Origin of the sequence: Actinomadura sp. SCN-SB, assembly GCF_043906805.1 — a bacterium.
GTDB lineage: Bacteria > Actinomycetota > Actinomycetes > Streptosporangiales > Streptosporangiaceae > Spirillospora.
In genome coordinates this window covers 13,118-30,579 of the sequence record NZ_JBIMPP010000085.1, presented here as the reverse complement: position 1 = coordinate 30,579, position 17,462 = coordinate 13,118, and the positions used below count along the sequence as shown (strand labels likewise).

Below are 17,462 nucleotides of genomic sequence, written 5' to 3'. Positions count from 1 at the left end.
TGGCCCCGCACCGGGGGGTGTGGGGGGTCGTCCCCCCCACAATGACCCGCCCCCCCACAGTGACTAGAGTGAGAGCATGAAGTCCCAGCTCACGCTGATGGCAGTGCATGCGCATCCCGATGACGAGGTGCTGAGCACCGGTGGGCTGCTGGCGCGGTGCGCCGCCGAGGGGATCCGTACGGTCTTGGTGACGTGCACCAATGGCGAGGGCGGCGATGACCCGAACGGGTTCAAGCCCACTGATGAGGGGCATGACGCCGAGGGGGTCGCGCGGCTGCGGCTGGCGGAGTTGCGGGAGTCGGCGCGGCTGCTGGGCATTGACCATGTGGAGCTGCTGGGCTATCGGGATTCGGGGATGGCCGGGTGGCACACCAATGAGCATCCTGAGGCGTTCGCGAACGTTCCGGTGGAGGCGGCGGCGCATCGGGTGGCGGGGTTGATGGAGCGGTACCGGCCGCAGGTGGTCGTGACGTACGACGAGACGGGCGGGTACGGGCATCCGGATCATATCCAGGCGCACCGGGTCGCGGTGGCCGCGACCGAGTCGACGGGTATCCCGGAGAAGTTGTATTACACGGCGATTCCGCGTTCGGGCATCGTCCAGCTCATGGAGTATCTGCGCACCACCGGCATGGACGTGGGGGCGTTCGACGTTCCCGAGGACATCGGCGTCCCGGACGAGGCGATCACGAGTGTCGTGGACGTGTCGCCGTTCGTGGAGCGCAAGCGGAAGGCGCTGGAGGCGCACGCGAGCCAGGGCGAGAACATTTTCATTCTGCGTTTGCCCGAGGACGCGCGGCGGATGGTGCTGGGTCAGGAGACGTTCACTCGCAAGCTGTCGCGGGTGTCCGTCCCTGATCGTGAGGAGGACCTGTTCGAGGGCTTGCGGGAAGCCTGACGGTCACGTGCCTTTGCGGGCATGGGCGCGGTAGTGGTCGAGCACGTCCTGGCGGAGGAGGAAGCCGAAGCCTGCGCGTTCGATGCGCAGCCCTAGCCGGGCGGCGTTGGTGCCCAGTGCGGCGGCCGTGTCCTCGATGTTCCAGTTGTGGGCGGCCAGTTGGGTGAGGAGGTGGCCGCGGCGCGTCTGGGCGTCGGAGAGGCGGAACGACTTGAGGTAGGCGATCCTGCCTTGGTCGTCGGTAATGGCTTCGCCGATGTGGTTTTCCTGGCGGAGGCGGAACGTCGGCAGGAATCGGCCGAGCTCGAAGTGCCCGAGGTGCTGGACGGTCTGGTACGTGCCGTCCGTGTCGAGGATCTGGCCCGCCATGATGTCGTCGTGGAAGGCGGCCCATTCGGCCTGGCATCGTTCCGCCTGGGCCCGCAGGTCCTTCAGGGTGCGGACCTGCGTGGCGTCGATGCGTGCGCGCAGGTCGGCCGCGGGGAGGTTGAGCAGGCCGTACTGGTACATCTGTTCGCCGTACATGTCTTCGACGAGGGTGGCGTGCAGGGCCCTGTAGTCGTCGGGGTGGGGGACGACGAAGGCGCTGGCCAGGGCGTCGGCGACGTAGACCATGACGCCGCACTGGCCGGGATGGATCTCGAAGATGCCCAGGGCGTCTTCGAGGCCGCGCACGTACAGGCCGAGGTACGCCTCCTCGGAGCGTGGTGACAGGCCGTGGGCGAGGGCGCGCTGGGACCATTCCTCCCAGGCGATCTCCGGGCCGCCGAAGTGCAGCGAGAGGTAGCCCTCGACGGCCAGGTGCAGCGGCAGGAACCGCAGCCTGTCCTTGGCGACGCGGCGGGCCATCCGGCGCCGTACCTTGATGGGCATGCTCGGAGGGCTGGTGCCCGCGTCGTCCTTGGCCAGCAGCCGGGTGCCGTACGCGGCCGCGGGCTCGGAGGCTTGTGTCCAGGTCGCCACGAACGCGTGCGGGTTATAGGACCAGTAGGCGGTGCCGTCGCCGATGTCGACGATGGACGGGTCCTGGTAGACGCGGCGGTCCAGGCGCAGGCCGGGCACGGGTTCGTCCCGTACGAGGGGGACGAGGCGGATCGATCCCCATGCCTGCGCGGGCCGGGTGTGCAGACCCTCGAACGACAGCGGGTTCATCGGTCCTCCTCGGTGAACCGGGCGACGCGTTCGCCGAGGTAGGCCCGGACCTCGTCGATCCCGGCGCGGCCTTCGGCGAAGCGGGCCAGTTCGACGAGGGCGGGCAGGTCTTCGGCGTCCCGGATCCCGGCGGCCGGCACGCCCGGCGCGAGCCTGCGCACGTCGAAGTCCTCGGCGTCGTACACCGGGTTGAGGTGGGCGATCGAGACGCGGTGGTGCGGGTCGAGCCGGGTGCGCCAGACCTGGAGGACCTCGCGGGCGAGGCCGGGTGGGGCGTTGTCGAAGCCGTCGGAGACGATGACCAGGCGTTCGGGGCCGGTGTCCAGGGCGTCCAGGATCCGCTCACCCAGCGGTGTCGGGCCGAACGGGTACAGCAGCAGTTCGTCCGTGCGGCGCGAGGTCCACAGCGGCGTGTAGCGGGTGGCGAGGGCCTGGAGCAGGTAGTGGCAGGCCAGCGCGACCGCGAGGGGGCGGCGGCGCTTGTGCCCGGAGCCGGTGGTGGAGAAGCTGTCGTCGAGCACGGCCGCGACACGCCCCCACTGGCCGGCGCCGGGCCCGGCGGTGCGGCGCGCGGAGGCGCGCAACGCCGTGGTGAGTTCGTCGCGGCGCTTGACGCGGTCGTCCAGAGGTAGCGACAGGACGTACGAGGCGAGCCGGGTCAGCGGCATGGCGGACAGGTCGGTGCCGACCGCCGCCACCTTGCGTTCGCGGGCGTTCTCTTGGAGGCGGAGCCGTTCGAGACGGGTCATGCGTGGTTCGATGCGCTCCAGGAACACCTCGCGGGGGATGCCGTGCTTGGCGGCGAAGCCCTCAGCCACGGTGTAGGGGAGTTCGTACAGCGCGGCGTGCTCGTAATGCGCGCGGCGCCAGGTCTCGAACAGCGGCGTGCGGAACGAGGCTTGGCCGTGGGGGTCGAACAGGAACGCCCCGAGTTCTCCGCCGAGGTTCAGGTGGGCTTGGCGGACCGCGTCTTTGATGGCGGAGCGGTACTTGACGGCGTCGAACGCGGGATCGGGGCGGGAGGCGAGCCAGTCCCGCAGGATGGCGCGGGTCCGGCGGTTGTTGACCCCGGCCCGCCGCAGGTCACGGAACACCCGCAGGACGCGCTGGGGCGGCAGCCTCCGCAGCCGCGCCGCGATCAGCCGTCCCTCGGCGCGCCGGCGTTCGGGGCCGCCGGCGTCCGCGGCCGACACCAGCAGGTTGCGGACGATCAGCGCCGCGTTGTGGTCGTTGATGTCCAGCGCGAGCGCCGAGGCGTACAGGTCCCGGTAGTTGACCAGCATGTAGTCGTGCAGGAAGCCCAGGGAGAGGCGCTGGCCGCCCTCGCCTTCGTGGAACTCGCGCTGTCCCGTGGAGGTGATGGCGGCGTTGACGAACATCAGCACGTCCTCGCAGGCGACCAGGTCCGCCAGGGTCTCGCTCATCCGGCACCGCACGCACATCCGTGGAGAGAACGTCTGATGGGGTGCCGGCCGGGGAATGGGGGCGCGAGCAGCGAATCATCGTTTGAAGAACGGGTTCCGGAAGTCGCACCGGAGTCCCGCGGCCGGCACCGGCACCGTAACACCGGAAAGCCGGGCGTCTCCGCCCATTTACCGGGGACCGGGATCGGGCGGGGTGGGCGCTCGCCTGGCGGCGTCGCGTTCGGCGGCGAGGCGGCGGGTCTCGTCCGAGACGGGGGCGGTCAGGATCGCGGTGACCACGTCGATCAGGTAGCTGGTGAACAGCCGGTCGTCGGTGTGCGGGCCGGACCGGGCGCGTCGGCCCAGCTCGATCGAGGCGTACAGCAGCGCGGTGAAGCGCCGGTGCAGGCGTACCGCGTCCTCCTCTAGCAGCGGGAGCACCAGCGCACGCCACCGGTGGACGCTGCTGATCGGGTCGTCGAGGTCCCCGGGCGGGAGGATGGGGTCGGGACGGTCCAGGACCGCCGCCCAGATTTGGAGGAACTCCCGGCCGCCCGGGTCGGCCAGCCGCGCGGCCAGCGGCCGGACCAGCGCCCCGGCGAGCGTCCTGACCCTGTCGCCGGACGCGTCCGTCCCGGACGACTCGGACGACTCGTACGCGTCCAGGAGGGCGTGCCTGCGGGCCTCGACGTCCGGCAGGTACCTGGCGAAGATCGCGCGGACGATCCCGGCCCGGCCGCCGAAGTGGTACTGGACGGCGGTGGCGTTGCGCGCCCCCGCGGCCTGGTTGATCTCGCGGAGGCTGACCGCGTCCAGGCCGCGCCGGGCGTACAGGCGCTGGGCGGCGTCCAGCAGCCGCTCCCGCGTCGAGGACGGTGCCGCGTGGGCGGGGGCGGGGTCGCTCACTCGTTCCCTAGGGAGAGCTCCAGGGCGGCCGCGTAGCGCTCGCGGGCCGCCGCCCGCCTGGTGGGCAGGTGGCCGCTGGGCCACAGGCCCTCGACCGGCTCGTAGTCGCGCAGGATCTGCCGCGCCACCGTGATCTTGTGGACCTCGGTGGGGCCGTCGGCGATGCCGAGCGCCTCGGCGCCCAGCAGCATCCCGGCGAACGGCATCTCCCCCGACACGCCGAGCGCGCCGTGCAGGTGCATGGCCCGCTGGACGACGTCGTGGAACACCTTGGGCATGGCGGCCTTGACCGCGGCGATGTCCTTGCGGACCTTGCGGTAGTCCTGGTGCTTGTCGATGAGCCAGGCGGTGCGCAGGACCAGCAGGCGGAACTGCTCGATCTCGATCCAGCTGTCGGCGATCTTCTCCTGGGTCATCTGCAGCTTGGCCAGCGGCCCGAACCGCGTCGTGCGCGAGACCGCGCGCTCGCACATCATGTCGAACGCCTTGCGGACCTGGGCGATCGTGCGCATGGCGTGGTGGATGCGGCCGCCGCCGAGGCGGGTCTGGGCGATGGCGAACGCGCCGCCCTCCTCGCCGAGGAGGTTGCCTGCGGGCACCCGGACGTTGTCGTACCGCAGGTAGCCGTGCGAGCCTTCGCGCTCGCCGCCGACGCCCACGTTGCGGACGATGGTCAGCCCGGGCGTCCCGGCGGGGACGATGAACATCGACATGCCCTCGTAGGCGCTGACGTCCGGGTTGGTCACGGCCATGACGATGATGAACGTGGCGTGCTTGGCGTTGGAGGAGAACCATTTCTCGCCGTTGATGACCCAGCCGTCGCCGTCCCTTTCCGCGCGGGTGGTGAACAGCGTCGGGTCGGCGCCGCCGTGCGGCTCGGTCATCGAGTACGAGGAGGAGATCTCGCCGTCCAGCAGCGGCGCGAGGTAAAGCTTCTTCTGTTCTTCGGTGCCGAAATGGGCGAGGATCTCGGCGTTGCCGGAGTCGGGCGCCTGGCAGCCGAACACCGAGGGCGCGAACCTGGAACGGCCCAGGATCTCGTTGAGCAGCGCGAGCCTGACCTGGCCGTAGCCCTGCCCGCCCAGCTCGGGGCCGAGGTGGCAGGCCCAGAGCCCGCGCTCCTTGACCCGCTGCTGCAACGGCCTGACCAGCTTCTGGAAGCTCGGGTCGGCCTTGTCGTACGGGTCGCCGAGCACCAGGTCGAGGGGTTCCACCTCGTCGCGGACGAAGGCGTCCGCCCAGTCCAGAAGCTCCTGGTATTCGGGGTCGGTCTCGAAGTCCCACGCCATGGCGGCCTCCCTGCGTCGTCGTCCGCGTCCTGATAATGCGCCTGCCGCAATGATTAATGCAAGCGCATGACTGTTAACCTCCGCAGCACAGGGACCACCGTGAGGGAGAACCGACGTGGAGCAGCCCGGACACCAGCCCGCGCGGATCGAGCGCGCGCTCGTGGACTTCGACGTGCTCGCCCGGTGGATGGCCGAGCACGGCCTGCCCGAGGGCCCGTTCGAGGACGTCGAGGTGCTCGGCGGCGGCACCCAGAACGTCCTGGTCAGGTTCGGCCGCGGCGGCCGGGAGTACGTGCTGCGCCGGGGCCCGCGGCACCTGCGCGCCCGGACCAACGACGTGCTGCGCCGCGAGGCCCGGGTGCTGTCGGCGCTGGAGGGGACCGGCGTGCCCGCCCCGCGCCTCATTGCCGCCTGCCCGGACGAGAACGTCATGCACGGCGCGGTGTTCTATCTCATGGCGCCGGTCGAGGGCTTCAACGCCTCGGTCACGCTGCCCGAGCCGCACGCCTCCGACGCGGCGATACGGCACGCGATGGGCCTGAACGCGGCCCGGTCGCTGGCGGCCCTGGGCGCGGTCGACCACCGGGCGGTGGGGCTGGACGGGTTCGGCAAGCCCGAGGGGTTCCTGGAACGGCAGGTCGGCCGCTGGCTGTCGGAGCTGGACGGCTACGCGGCGATGCCGGGCTACAAGGGGCACGAGATCCCCGGTGTGGACAAGGTCGCGCGGTGGCTGGAGGCCAACCGCCCCACGACCTGGCGGCCGGGGATCATGCACGGCGACTACCACCTGGCCAACCTGATGTACGCGGTGGACGGCCCGGGGATCGCCGCGATCGTGGACTGGGAGATGTGCACGATCGGCGACCCGCTGGTGGACCTGGGCTGGCTGCTGGCCACCTGGCCCGGGCACGACGGCGGGAGCACGTCCCCGGCGACCGCGCTGGCCGGGCCGCTGGCGGGGCCGCTGGGCGAGGCGGGCGACCTGCCCGGCCCCGACGAGCTGGTGAGCGCCTACGCCGAGCTGGAGGAGGCGACGGCGGGCCGCGACCTGGACGCCATCACCTGGTACGCGGTGCTGGCCTGTTTCAAGCTCGGCATCGTCCTGGAGGGCACGAACGCCCGGGCGCACGCCGGCAAGGCGCCCAAGGAGACCGGCGACCTGCTGCACGCCATCACGCTCGGCCTGTTCCGCCGCGCCGAGGCGTTCATCGCCGCCGGGTGACTCACTCCCCCGGGCCCGCCAGGTGGCGCTCGCGGGCGATGGCGTCCTCGCCCATGCCCAGATGGCCCGGGTCGCCCTCGCGGCGCCGCTGCTGCTCGATCCAGCGGTTGTGGGTCTCCCAGGCGGTCTGCTTGCTGGTGCCCATCGCGCGCCCGATCTGCGACCAGGAGGCGCCCGCCTCACGCGCGGTGCGCACGGCGAGCTGGCGCCCGTAGCGGGCCTTGCGCGCGATCACCTCGCCCAGCGCGATCAGCTCCAGCGCCTCGGCGCGTCCCAGCGGCTCCTCGACGTCGTCGAACAGATCGCGGACGCGCAGTTCCTCGTAGCGCGCGACCGCGGTGCGCAGGGTCAGCACGGTGTCCAGTTCGTCCGGTGACATGCCCCCATCCTGCCGTCAGGTCACCCTGACGTCAAGCTGACCTGACGCGATGGTGCCCGGCCCTGCCCGCGGGTGGAGCGGTAACGTCCGGGAGCGATGCCGTACTCCCGCTTGAACGCGGTGGCGAAGGCGTACTCCGACGCATACCCGACCCTCTGGGCGATCGAGGCCAGCGGCGCGTCCCCCTCGCAGAGCAGCCGGGCGGCGAGGGTGAGACGCCACCAGGTGAGGTAGGCGAGGGGCGGGCGCCCCACCAGCGCGGTGAACCGGCGCGCGAACGCGGCCCTCGACAGGCCCGCCTCCCTGCCCAGATCCCGCACCGTCCAGGGCCGCGCCGGGTCGTCGTGGAGGGCGCGCAGGGCGGCGTTGACGGCGGGGTCCCCGAGGACCCGCGCCCAGCCCTGGTCCGGGTGCTCCTCGTACCAGGCGCGCAGGATGTAGAGGAGCAGACTGTCGAGCAATGCCGGGACGAGCGCGTCACTGCCCGGCCCGGGGGACGCCATCTCCGCGCCCAGCAGCTCGACGGCGGCGCGCAACGGCGCCCGCCGTCCCAGCCCGGCGGGCAGGTGGATGATGTCGGGCAGTTCCTTGAGCAGCGGGTGCGGGCGCGCGCCGTCCAACCGGTACGCGCCGCAGAGCATCACGGCCGACACGTCCCCGTCGTCTTCGGCGGGCGCGATCCGGTCCAGGGCGACAGGGGCGGCCGGCCGCAGCGGCGTGGAGGGGCTGTCGGCGAGCCCGTGCGCGGCGCCCCTGGACGCGAACACCACGTCGCCGACACCCAGTGGGACGGGGTCGCCCTCCTCCGGGATCAGCCAGCCCGTCCCGGCGAGCATCACGTGGAACCCGGCGCCCGAGGAGGCGTGGAACCACGACCCCCACGGTGCCCGCCGGACCGTCCGGGACGAGTGGGGACGCCCGGTACGGGCGGACGCGATCACGTCGGAGAGCACGTCCATACGCCGAACCTCCACGATCAGAGACGATGACGCATCCATGAGAGCTTCTGGATTATTCATCATCTCACCCGCCGCCTTTTTGAACGCCCTCGCCCCGTACGGCATCACCTGGCGTATCGAGGACGCGGCCTGACGGTTACGCGGAGCGGATCGCATGTCAGCATGGAAGTGTCCCGCGGGGACTGGGCAGAGGGTAACGCCCTTACCTGGGAAGCGACCCAGGATCGAGCCGTCTACCCGGCCCCGCGGGGCACGACCTCATCCGTCCCTTCGGCTAGCCCATCTTCGCGATGGAGGCGCGCACGCGGCGCAGGTCCCGAAGGCGGTGCTCGTAGGTCGCGCCCATGAACAGGAGCGCGGCGCCGGTCAACGCGATGGGAAGCCAGCGGGGCCCGTTCCCCACCAGGTCGGCCAGTGCCGGGTACAGCTCGTGCGCCGCGTTCACCACCAGCACCGTCCCGCCGAGCAGCAGCGGGGCCTGGAGGCGTGTCCACGCGCCCGCGAACGTGCAGGCGAACGCGGCGAGGCCGAGGAGCAGGGGCCGCGTGAGGCCGTCGTCGCTCCAGGCCACGGCGAGGCTGGGCAGCAGCGTGAGCGCGAGGGCCGGGGCGTACGCCGCCCAGGAGGACAGGGCGTGGTCGCGCTGCCGCAGCCACCACCCGCCCAGGAGACCCAGCACGCTGACCGACACCGTGTACGCCTCGGGAGCGGCGACCCCCGCGTCGGCCAGGCGCAGCCATAGCGCGAGGTGGAGGAGCACCGCGGCCGCCACCAGGGCCTGGCGGCGATCGGGACGGATCGCGATCGCCAGCGCCAGCACGCCCGCGCAGGTGAGCGCGATGGTCGCGTACAGGACGCTCACGAAGCACATGGCCAGGCCCGCCACGGCCACCGCGTACCCGGCGAGCTCGACGGAGACCCCCGCTTCGGGGCGGCGATGGCCGATCTCCCACGCCCCGAGCGCGGCCGGGGCGGCGACCGCGAGCACCGCCAGACCGGCGGCCCCGACGCTCAGACCGGCGGCCAGGCACGCGGCGGCGACCAGCCCGCCCGAGGCGAGGACGGCCACCGCCGAGGAACCGCAGCGCATCACGGTGTCGCGAGCCAGCAACGCGCATCCCGCCGCCAGTACGGCGAGCCCGCCCGTCACTGCGAGCGTGGCCGGTTCCAGGGGGGACGACCAGGCGAGGGCGAGCGTGGCCAGGCCGAACGCCATGACGGCCGCGGCGGCGTCCGCGGTACGAGCCAGCGTCGCCCGGATGGCGAGCGCCGTCACCAGGCCGCACACCAGGGCCAGGCCCGCCCAGTAGGGAAGGCCGGCGGTCGCCGGAAGCACCAGCAGGGCGAGCGGCACCCCGATGACGGCGGCACGGTAGGCGCCGCGCGGCCCGTCCAGGACGCGAGCGCTCGCGATCGCCATCAGCGCGGTGATCCCTCCCACCACGGCCGCGGCCAGGGGACTCGTCGTCAGGTCGGGGGCGGCCTGCCTGGACCAGGTCTCGGGCACCCAGGTGTACGGCGTCAGCGCCGCCTCGCCCAGTGCGTCCAGCCACATCAGCAGGGCGAATGCCTGGACGATCCAAGCCGAAGCGAGCACGAGCGGACGGGCGGACGCCATCCGCGGCCCACCCGCCGCCACGGCCGCCGTGAGGGCGCCCACCGACATGACGAGCGTCATCTGCTCCGCATGGGCGCCGGTCATCACAAGGGCCGCGCACCACAGCAGCAAGGCGGCGATGTCGAGCGCGTAGGAGAACCCGGGGAACCGCCGGGGAGGTCGTGTCTCGTCCGGCGTTCCGGCCGTCCCGTCACCGTCGGGTGTGGTGTCGCGGGCCGGTTGCCTGTCGAGGAGCGCGCCGGCCCGGACGGCGAGCACCGCGATGGCGAGGACGACCAAGGCCGCGTGCCGCGCGGGCAGGTCTCCTGCCAGCGCGGCGGCCGCTCCCTCCGCGCCCAACGCCAGCGTCGCGACGCCCGAGGCCACCGATGCGACGGGGGAACGCCCGCCACGGAGCGCGCACACCACGCAGGCGATGGCGAGCGCCGCCAGGACGGCCAGGGTGGCGGTACGGTCGGCCAGCGACCAGGACACCGCGAGGGTGGCAGTCCACAGCGCCGCTCCTCCTGCGGCGGTCCGGTTCATCGCCGCCCAGAGCGCCAGGCCCGTCGTCAGGGCCACCAGGAAGATGAGGGCGGCCCAGTAGGGAAGGTTCGCCGCGAGCGGTATCGGGGCCACCGCGACCGGAATGACCACCTGGGCGACGCCGAGCGCGGCCCATCGTCCCTTGTCCACCGCGGCGGCGGACACGGCTGCGACCCCGGCTATCAGCAGAACGGGCAGGAGCGCGGGCTGGACCGTCCAGGTGGTGTCGGGTCCGAGCGCGGCACGCGCGCTCTCCGGTGCCCCTTCCCACGCTCCTGCGACCACCCAGCCGTACGGGCCGAACAGCGCGGGGAAGAAGGACTCGCTCAGCGGCAGCGGCGCCAGCGCCGCGAAGACGTAGGACTCCCCCAGCGAGAAGGCGCTGGGCAGCCCCACCCGCTTCAGCGACCAGGCCGACACGGCGGCCATCACGGCGGTGACGGCCAGGACCAGGCTCAGGACCGTCAAGCGCTCCGGATCGCCGCTCCCGGCGTCGCTCAGCAGGACCACGATCAGAACGGTCGTGATGACCGCTGAGGAGATGTCGAGGGCGATCGCCTGTGCGGGGCGGCGCGCACGCAGGGCGGCACCGGGCGGCACGACACGCAGCGCGGAGAAGGCGCCACCGAGGACGATCGTGCGCAGCGTGCGGCGTGAACCCACGACAGCGCGGGCGAGGACGCCCGGAGGTCCGCCGGTGGGCAGCGCCACCAGCATCGCGACGAGCCGTACTCCCAGCCACGCGGCCACGAGCGACTCGGTGTCCCAGCCGAGGACGGTCCAGAGGACCACCAGGAACGCGGTCGTGCCGAGCACCGTCCCCGCCGCCATGGCCGACTGCGCCACGGCCGTGCGCGCGGGGAACGCGTACGCCAGGAACGCCGCCATGATGACGCTCGCCGTCACCACGGACGCCGTCTCGTCCTGAGCCGCCCACATGAACGCCAAAACCGCGAGGTAGGCGCCCAGCGAGGTCGAGGCGATGGCGAGGGACCTGCTCTTCACCCAGGTCGCGAGGGCGAGCAAGGCCAGCGTGAGGGCGAGCACCACCGCGAGGGACACGGCGTAGGGAGACTCGGCCGCCGCCGGAAGGACCAGCACGGCCGCGGTCGCCAGCGCGAGACCGGCCGGGCGGGTCGCCGCGTCCGGCACCGGCCGCGTCAGCAGTCGCGGCAGCAGCAGGACGACGATCGCCGCGGCCCCCAGGATGAGCGGCGCCGCCTCGTAGCCGATCCCCGGCTGATCGAGGCCGAGCGTGCCGTCGGGGCCGTCCTGGTTCCAGAACGAGGCGTCCACCGCACGGGTGAAGGGCACGATGGCGCTCAGCAGGACGTCCGGCACGGCCAGGAGGACGGTCAGGGCGAGTGCGCCCAGGGAGGCGAGGGTGGCGCCAAGGCGGAGGCGTTCGGGCGCCCTTCGCGTCCCTGCCAGCACGAGGCATGCCGACGCGGTGTACGGCGCCACCGCCCACCCGCTGGGAAGCGCCTCGGCGGCCGGGGCGGCGAGGGCGGCCACAAGGCACGTCGCGGAGAGCCCGGAGGTCAGGCCGCGTTCGACGTGGTCCTTCAGGAGCCAGGCGCCGGCGGCGCAGAGGAGGGCGGCCAGGACGAGCACTCCGGAGGCCCGCACGCCATCGGCCGGTGACGACGCCATGAAGGACGCGGCGAGCGCCGTTCCCGCGCCACCGACGCCGGCCATGATGCCCGCGGCCGAGGCGACGGCCCGTTCCGAGGCGGATCCGTCCCGCAGCCAGATCAGCAGGTCGAGGCCCGCCGTCGCCACCAGCGCCAGCGCGACCCCCGTGGGTGTCGGACCGGCGGCGACGGCCGCGAGGGGCAACGGCACCTGGGCGATCGCGACGGCCGTGGGCGCGGGCAACCGCAGAGGCGCCACACGCGCGTAGCCCGCCCACAGGACGGCGACGGCGGCCGAGGCCCCGGCGGCGACCCACCATCCGCTGTTGCCCGAGCCCGGGACGGACAGTTCCTCGGGCGCGTTGGATTGGCCCGAAGCCGCGTTGACGACGGCGAGGCCGGTCAGGGGAATGAACACCAGGCCGATGTAGGCGATCGTCTCGGCCGTGGATTGCAGCCGCCGCCGTACGAGCGGCCAGGGAAAGGCCAGCGTGCCCACGGTGGCGGTGGCCAGGATCGCGGCGCGGATGCTGAGGTGGCCCCAGCTCACCACCGTGAACACGATCGCCGCTATGCCCAGGAGAAGGCCGCCCAGGAGAAGCAGCAGGTTCTGCACCGCGAACCCTGAAAGGTCCCGTCGCGGCCCGCGCTCGGCGGGCTCGGGCGGGTACGGCACGGCAGGCGCAGCCGGGGCGGAGGTGGGCTGGGGCGGCGCGGCGGGCGTGGGCTGGAGCGGCACGGCAGCCGCGGCGGGGGCCGCCGCCGGAACGGGGGCGGCGGCCCAGCCGTGCTCCTGCTCGCCGCGAAGGCGGGCCACGATCAGCGAGCCCCGCCTGATCAGGCTGTCGCGGTGCTTCTCCAGTTCCAGGCGTCTCTCGTCCAGGTCCCTGAGCGCCGCCTCGGTATCCAGGAACTCTGCGTGGATCCGCAGGAGGTCCTCGGCGAGGGGTCCCTCCAACCGCAATCCGCACGTGGCGCAGGATGGATCGGTCTCCCCGATCGGGTTCCGGCAGACCGGGCACTCGCGCCGGTGCATCGGCGGCCACCTCCCAGGCTTGCGAACGGCCTCAGGGCATTAGACGCGGCGGAGGAAACGGTGAGATTCGGTGGAGGTCGTCCGTAACCGAACCGGAACACGACGCACTGTGATTATGTGTGCGCGTTGTGTTGGAGAGCGGTCTCCCAGGACGGGTCCGCATAGCGGTTCTTCGCGGTGAGAGCGCCTCTCATGGGGACGCGAGAACGCCCCGATGGTCCGCTCCATCGGGGCGTTCTCGCGTCGTTGTTCCGTTGGATCCGGCCTTCGCCGCTCAGGAACCGAACGGCTGAGGCTTGCCCTTCTTGCCGGGGCCGCTGCCCCACTCCAGGACCTCGTACTTGACGCCCTTCAGGTGGCCTTGCGACGTACCGGCGTTGTAGTTGCTCTTCGGCTTCTTGCCGTCGAGCAGGTAACGGAAGGTGTAGGTGTCCAGGTCGAGCATGATGCCGCGGTGCGAGGGCTCGCCGGGGCCGCGGTCGCCCACGAATCCGATGACGCTACGGCCGTTGTAGGTCACCTTGACCTTGGTCAGCAGGGGCCAGCTGGGGCTGGCGAACATGCCCTTCTGCATGGGCTTGCCGCTGGCGGGCGCCCCCGTGTCACCGGCGATGCCCGAGCCGTCGTCCCAGAAGTAGGACGCGGTGGTCGTGCCGGTGAGCAGCGCCTTCTGGGCGCGCTTCTTGGCGGGCTTGGAGGTGGGCACAGTGGTGGGTTCGGGGGTGAGCTTCTTGGTGGCCGTGGCGCCGGCCTCCTCCGGCAGGCTCACGGCCTTGGGGTCCTTCTGCCCGGCGAGGTCCTGCCGGGCCGCGATCGGCTCCTTGGACGGGGTGATCTGCTGGACGCCGTCGTCGCTGCTCGCGAAGGCCACGCCGGCCGCCAGCATGCCTGCCAGGCAGGTGACGGTGACGCCCGTCATGAGGATATTGATCGATCGCTTCTCCATGAAGAATCCTTTGTTCGGCGGTCAGGACGGCCGTTTCACGCCGGATCGGCGGAGTCACGAGGGGGCGACGGGGCCGGTCGGCGCGGCCTCGCTGGGCTGGGGAAACGGCTCCGAGCGTCGAGCTCGGGACGCGCAGAACGCCGCGTTGGAGGGAACCCGCGAAAGGGAGGCCCGCGCATGCGCGCATGGCGGAACGCGTTCGCGCACAAGGGCGCGTGACCGAATACGGGTCACGCTCGTAACGCCTCGTTGCGTTTCGTTACGCGAACTGATTCAGCGGGAGACAAGCCATATACGTCCGCCGGAGGGCCGAAGTCGGGTCCTCCGTTGCATGCGGATATAAACGGCTCAAGGCCGCCGCGATACCGTCCGGGAGCGCTCTGTGGCTCATCCGGAGGCGGCCATGCATGGGGGTGGCCGCGGCTGGCCGAGAAGGATCCCGCCTGGCGGGCGGGCACGCGACGCTCTGCGTCTTACCAGGTCAAGGTCCGGCCAAGACCTGGCGACGAGTATACGCATGATTGCACCATCTTGGCCATATCACCCATTCCTGTACCTTTCGGAAGGTAAAATTTTTGGGCGGCTCGGTGCCCTTCCGCGTCCTTCCCCATGCCTCCCCCACGGCTCGGTAAAGTCGCCGGATCCCCTTATGGGCAAGGGTTTCCGACCGATTCGGCGCCTGCTCCGCCGCCGCCTTGTGGCACCATGACGCGCATGACCGATCCCTCCGGACCCTCCACGGCCGCGCCTGGAGCGTCACGCGGATCGCTTCGCACCACCGCCACCGGCACCGGCGGCTTCGACTGGGAGGACGAGCCGTTCCCCCCGGACGGGTGGGGTGCCCCTCCGGCGGCGCCCGGCACCAAGGCCGCCTGGGGCTTCGCCGCGCTGGCCGCCCTCCTCGCCGCCGGCCGCACCTGGCTGGCCCCGCTGATCGACGCCCGTGCCCTGGACGCGTGGACGACGATCTTCGTGGCGATCTGCATGCAGGCGCTGCCGTTCCTGGTGTTCGGCGTGGCGCTCTCGGCCGCCATCACGGCGTTCGTCCCGGCCGCGTTCTGGAACAGGGCGCTGCCCCGCCGTCCCGGGGCCGCGGTCCCCGTCGCGGGCGCGATGGGAGCGGTCCTCCCCGGCTGCGAGTGCGCCTCGGTACCCGTCGCCGGCGGCCTGATGGCGCGGGGCGTGGCCCCGGCCGCCGCCCTGACCTTCCTGCTGGCCGCCCCGGCGATCAACCCGATCGTGCTGACCGCCACCGCCGTCGCCTTCCCCGACTCGCCCGAGATGGTGCTGGGACGGTTCGCCGCCTCGCTGGCCGTGGCCGTCCTGGCGGGCTGGGCGTGGCTGCTGCTCGGCCGGGGCGAATGGATCAGGATCCCGTCCCGCCCGCACGCCGGAGCCGGGGCCGCCGCGCGCTGGGACGCGTTCCGGCAGGCGATGCGGCACGACATCATGCACGCGGGCGGCTTCCTGGTGGTCGGCGGCGCCGCCGCGGCCACGATCAACGTCGCCGTCCCCTCCGCATGGGTCGGCGGCGTCGCCGGGATCGGCTGGCTGTCGGTCCTGGTGCTCGCGGTGCTGGCGGTGCTCATGTCGATCTGCTCGGAGGCGGACGCGTTCGTCGCCGCGAGCCTCAGCCAGTTCTCGCCCACCGCGAAGCTGGCGTTCCTGGTCGTCGGCCCGATGGTGGACCTCAAGCTGATCGCCCTGCAGACCGGCTTCTTCGGCCGCCGGTTCGCGGTGCGGTTCGTCCCCCTGACCTTCGTGCTGGCCGTGGCGGTCAGCGCCGTCGCCGGAGGGGTCCTGCCGTGACGAAGGCGAGCCAGAACCTGCTGCTGATCGCCATCTCCGCCGCCGTGTTCTGGATCACGGCCACCGGCGAGTACGTCAACTACGTCCGCCCTGGCTTCCGCCCGTTCTTGATCGCCGCGGCCACCGCCCTCCTCGCCCTGGGCGCCTCCGGCCTCCGCCGGGAATGGCGCGCCACCCCTTCGGAGACGGGCGGCCACGGGTCCCATGACCACTCGTCGCATGACCATGGGGGGCGTGGCCCGCGGGTGGCCTGGCTGATGTGCCTGCCCGTGGTGGCGGTCTTCGTCGTGGCGCCGCCCGCGCTCGGGTCGTTCACCGCGTCCCGCGACACCGGCCGCCAGGCGCAGCCGCCGCCGGCGCCCGCCTCCGGCTACGGCGAGCTGCCCAGGACGGGACGGCCGGTCCCGATGACCATGGGCGAGTTCATCGGCCGCTCGTTCGAGGCGCAGACCGGGCAGGCCACGACCCTCCAGGGCGTGCCGGTGCAACTGACCGGGTTCGTGACGCCCCGGGAGAACGGCGGCGGATGGCAGGTCACCCGGCTGAAGATGGCCTGCTGCGCGGGCGACGCGGTGCCGTTCCCCGTGGTGGTGCACGGACTGAAGCGCCCGCCCGCCGACGCGTGGGTCCGGGTCGTGGGCGTCTGGCGTCCCCCCGCGGGAGGCAAGGTGGTCAGCGGCCTGCACGAGTTGCAGGGCCATTCCGTCGAACTGATCGAGAAGCCCAGGAACCCGTACGAGTGATGGACGCGCACCACACCGCTCCGGGCGGCCGGGCCCTCGTCCTGGGCGGCGGCGGGATCACCGGGATCGCCTGGGAATGGGGCGTCATCTCCGGCCTCGCCGAGGCCGGGGTGGACCTGTACGAAGCGGACCTGGTGGTCGGCACCTCCGCCGGATCCCTCGTCGGCGCCCAGGTCGCCTCGGGCATCGACCCCGAGGCCCGCTACCAGGCGCAGCTCGCCAGTCCCGACGGCGAGCCCTTCGCCCGCGTGAGCCGTGCGGTCCTGGCCCGCTGGGCGCTGGCCGCGCTGACGTCCCGGACGCCCCGGCAGGTGGGGGCGCGCATCGGGCGGATGGCGCTGGCGGCCCGCACGGTGCCCGAGGCGGAGCGCCGCGCCGTGATCGAGTCCCGTCTCCCGGTCCGCGACTGGCCCCCGCGTCCGTTGAAGATCACCGCGGTGGAGGCGGCCACCGGCGCCTTCACCGTCTTCGACCGCGCCTCCGGCGCGAGCCTCGTGGACGCCGTAGGGGCGAGCTGCGCCGTCCCGGGCGTGTGGCCTCCGGTGACCATCGGCGGCCGCCGCTACATCGACGGAGGTGTGCGCTCGGCGGCGAACGTGGATCTGGCGGCGGGACACCGGGGCGTCGTGGTGCTGGCGCCCACCACCGCCGGGTTCGGTCCCATCGCCGGCGTCGGACGCCAGGTCGCCGCCCTCCGCCGTACCGGCGCCGGCGTCGCGCTGATCACTCCGGACGGGAGGACCCGCGCGGCCTTCGGCGGCAACTCCCTGGACCCGCGATTCCGCGCCGCGGCGGCCAGGGCCGGGCGCGACCAGGTCCCCTCGATCATCGAAGCGGTCAAGGCCGTCTGGACGGCCTAGGAGCACTGTCCGGCCGGCGCGACCGGCGTCTCCGTACGAAGCCCTCAGACGCGTTCGGGCGTCGATGCCGGTGACGTGGCCGG

Annotated in this window: 13 protein-coding genes; 5 read left to right on the top strand and 8 right to left on the bottom strand. The window is 72.5% G+C overall.

The window, feature by feature from the left end:
* The first annotated feature begins 76 nt into the window (after window positions 1-76).
* A complete protein-coding gene (locus tag ACGWYJ_RS34635) occupies window positions 77-898 on the top strand; it encodes a PIG-L family deacetylase (protein ID WP_395110794.1) in 822 nt (273 codons plus the stop codon).
* A 3-nt stretch (window positions 899-901) separates the two neighbouring features.
* On the opposite strand, the gene ACGWYJ_RS34630 is transcribed toward ACGWYJ_RS34635, so the two are convergent.
* The 4 genes from ACGWYJ_RS34630 to ACGWYJ_RS34615 all read right to left on the bottom strand — a co-directional run bounded on the left by ACGWYJ_RS34630 (window position 902) and on the right by ACGWYJ_RS34615 (window position 5,648).
* Complete coding sequence (locus ACGWYJ_RS34630) at window positions 902-2,050, bottom strand: ARPP-2 domain-containing protein (protein WP_395110793.1); 1,149 nt, start codon at window positions 2,048-2,050, stop codon at window positions 902-904.
* Window positions 2,047-3,474: a hypothetical protein gene (locus ACGWYJ_RS34625; protein ID WP_395110792.1), complete on the bottom strand. Its 1,428-nt coding sequence runs from the start codon at window positions 3,472-3,474 to the stop codon at window positions 2,047-2,049. The genes ACGWYJ_RS34630 and ACGWYJ_RS34625 overlap by 4 nt, the downstream gene beginning before the upstream one ends.
* Window positions 3,475-3,642: 168 nt before the next feature.
* The gene (locus ACGWYJ_RS34620) at window positions 3,643-4,359 is read right to left on the bottom strand and encodes a TetR/AcrR family transcriptional regulator (protein ID WP_395110791.1); all 717 of its coding nucleotides are present in this window, start codon (window positions 4,357-4,359) and stop codon (window positions 3,643-3,645) included.
* Complete coding sequence (locus ACGWYJ_RS34615) at window positions 4,356-5,648, bottom strand: acyl-CoA dehydrogenase family protein (protein ID WP_395110790.1); 1,293 nt, start codon at window positions 5,646-5,648, stop codon at window positions 4,356-4,358. Before ACGWYJ_RS34615 ends, ACGWYJ_RS34620 begins: the two co-directional genes overlap by 4 nt.
* Before the next feature lie 115 nt (window positions 5,649-5,763).
* On the opposite strand from ACGWYJ_RS34615, the gene ACGWYJ_RS34610 reads away from it, so the two are divergent.
* Window positions 5,764-6,870 (top strand): phosphotransferase family protein, encoded by a 1,107-nt coding sequence (locus ACGWYJ_RS34610; protein WP_395110789.1) that lies wholly within the window; start codon window positions 5,764-5,766, stop codon window positions 6,868-6,870.
* Between the two features lies 1 nt (window position 6,871).
* Here the strand turns inward: ACGWYJ_RS34610 and ACGWYJ_RS34605 are convergent, their stop codons facing one another.
* From ACGWYJ_RS34605 to ACGWYJ_RS34590, 4 genes are all read right to left on the bottom strand, one after another.
* Complete coding sequence (locus ACGWYJ_RS34605; RefSeq protein WP_395110788.1) at window positions 6,872-7,249, bottom strand: helix-turn-helix domain-containing protein; 378 nt, start codon at window positions 7,247-7,249, stop codon at window positions 6,872-6,874.
* Between the two features lie 20 nt (window positions 7,250-7,269).
* Window positions 7,270-8,223, bottom strand: coding sequence for an AraC family transcriptional regulator (locus ACGWYJ_RS34600; protein WP_395110787.1), 954 nt, complete (start codon window positions 8,221-8,223; stop codon window positions 7,270-7,272).
* Window positions 8,224-8,482: 259 nt separating this feature from the next.
* Complete coding sequence (locus tag ACGWYJ_RS34595; RefSeq protein WP_395110786.1) at window positions 8,483-12,943, bottom strand: SCO7613 C-terminal domain-containing membrane protein; 4,461 nt, start codon at window positions 12,941-12,943, stop codon at window positions 8,483-8,485.
* Window positions 12,944-13,295: 352 nt separating this feature from the next.
* Entirely contained in the window at window positions 13,296-13,967 is a 672-nt protein-coding gene (locus ACGWYJ_RS34590) for a hypothetical protein (RefSeq protein WP_395110785.1), read from the bottom strand.
* Window positions 13,968-14,672: 705 nt separating this feature from the next.
* On the opposite strand from ACGWYJ_RS34590, the gene ACGWYJ_RS34585 reads away from it, so the two are divergent.
* From ACGWYJ_RS34585 to ACGWYJ_RS34575, 3 genes are read left to right on the top strand one after another with little or no spacing between them, the layout of a single operon-like run.
* Window positions 14,673-15,776: a permease gene (locus ACGWYJ_RS34585; protein ID WP_395110784.1), complete on the top strand. Its 1,104-nt coding sequence runs from the start codon at window positions 14,673-14,675 to the stop codon at window positions 15,774-15,776.
* Entirely contained in the window at window positions 15,773-16,519 is a 747-nt protein-coding gene (locus tag ACGWYJ_RS34580; RefSeq protein WP_395110783.1) for a TIGR03943 family putative permease subunit, read from the top strand. Before ACGWYJ_RS34585 ends, ACGWYJ_RS34580 begins: the two co-directional genes overlap by 4 nt.
* Window positions 16,519-17,379 carry a patatin-like phospholipase family protein gene (locus ACGWYJ_RS34575; protein ID WP_395110782.1) on the top strand — a complete coding sequence of 287 codons (861 nt, stop codon included), beginning with the start codon at window positions 16,519-16,521 and terminating at the stop codon, window positions 17,377-17,379. The genes ACGWYJ_RS34580 and ACGWYJ_RS34575 overlap by 1 nt, the downstream gene beginning before the upstream one ends.
* The last annotated feature ends 83 nt before the right edge of the window (window positions 17,380-17,462 follow it).

Bases quoted from the DNA above. Each gene is read 5' to 3' on its own strand.
- ACGWYJ_RS34635 (WP_395110794.1), top strand. From the start codon at position 77: ATGAAGTCCCAGCTCACGCTGATGGCAGTGCATGCGCATCCCGATGAC.
- ACGWYJ_RS34630 (WP_395110793.1), bottom strand. From the start codon at position 2,050: ATGAACCCGCTGTCGTTCGAGGGTCTGCACACCCGGCCCGCGCAGGCA.
- ACGWYJ_RS34625 (WP_395110792.1), bottom strand. From the start codon at position 3,474: ATGAGCGAGACCCTGGCGGACCTGGTCGCCTGCGAGGACGTGCTGATG.
- ACGWYJ_RS34615 (WP_395110790.1), bottom strand. From the start codon at position 5,648: ATGGCGTGGGACTTCGAGACCGACCCCGAATACCAGGAGCTTCTGGAC.
- ACGWYJ_RS34605 (WP_395110788.1), bottom strand. From the start codon at position 7,249: ATGTCACCGGACGAACTGGACACCGTGCTGACCCTGCGCACCGCGGTC.
- ACGWYJ_RS34590 (WP_395110785.1), bottom strand. From the start codon at position 13,967: ATGGAGAAGCGATCGATCAATATCCTCATGACGGGCGTCACCGTCACC.
- ACGWYJ_RS34585 (WP_395110784.1), top strand. From the start codon at position 14,673: ATGACGCGCATGACCGATCCCTCCGGACCCTCCACGGCCGCGCCTGGA.
- ACGWYJ_RS34575 (WP_395110782.1), top strand. From the start codon at position 16,519: ATGGACGCGCACCACACCGCTCCGGGCGGCCGGGCCCTCGTCCTGGGC.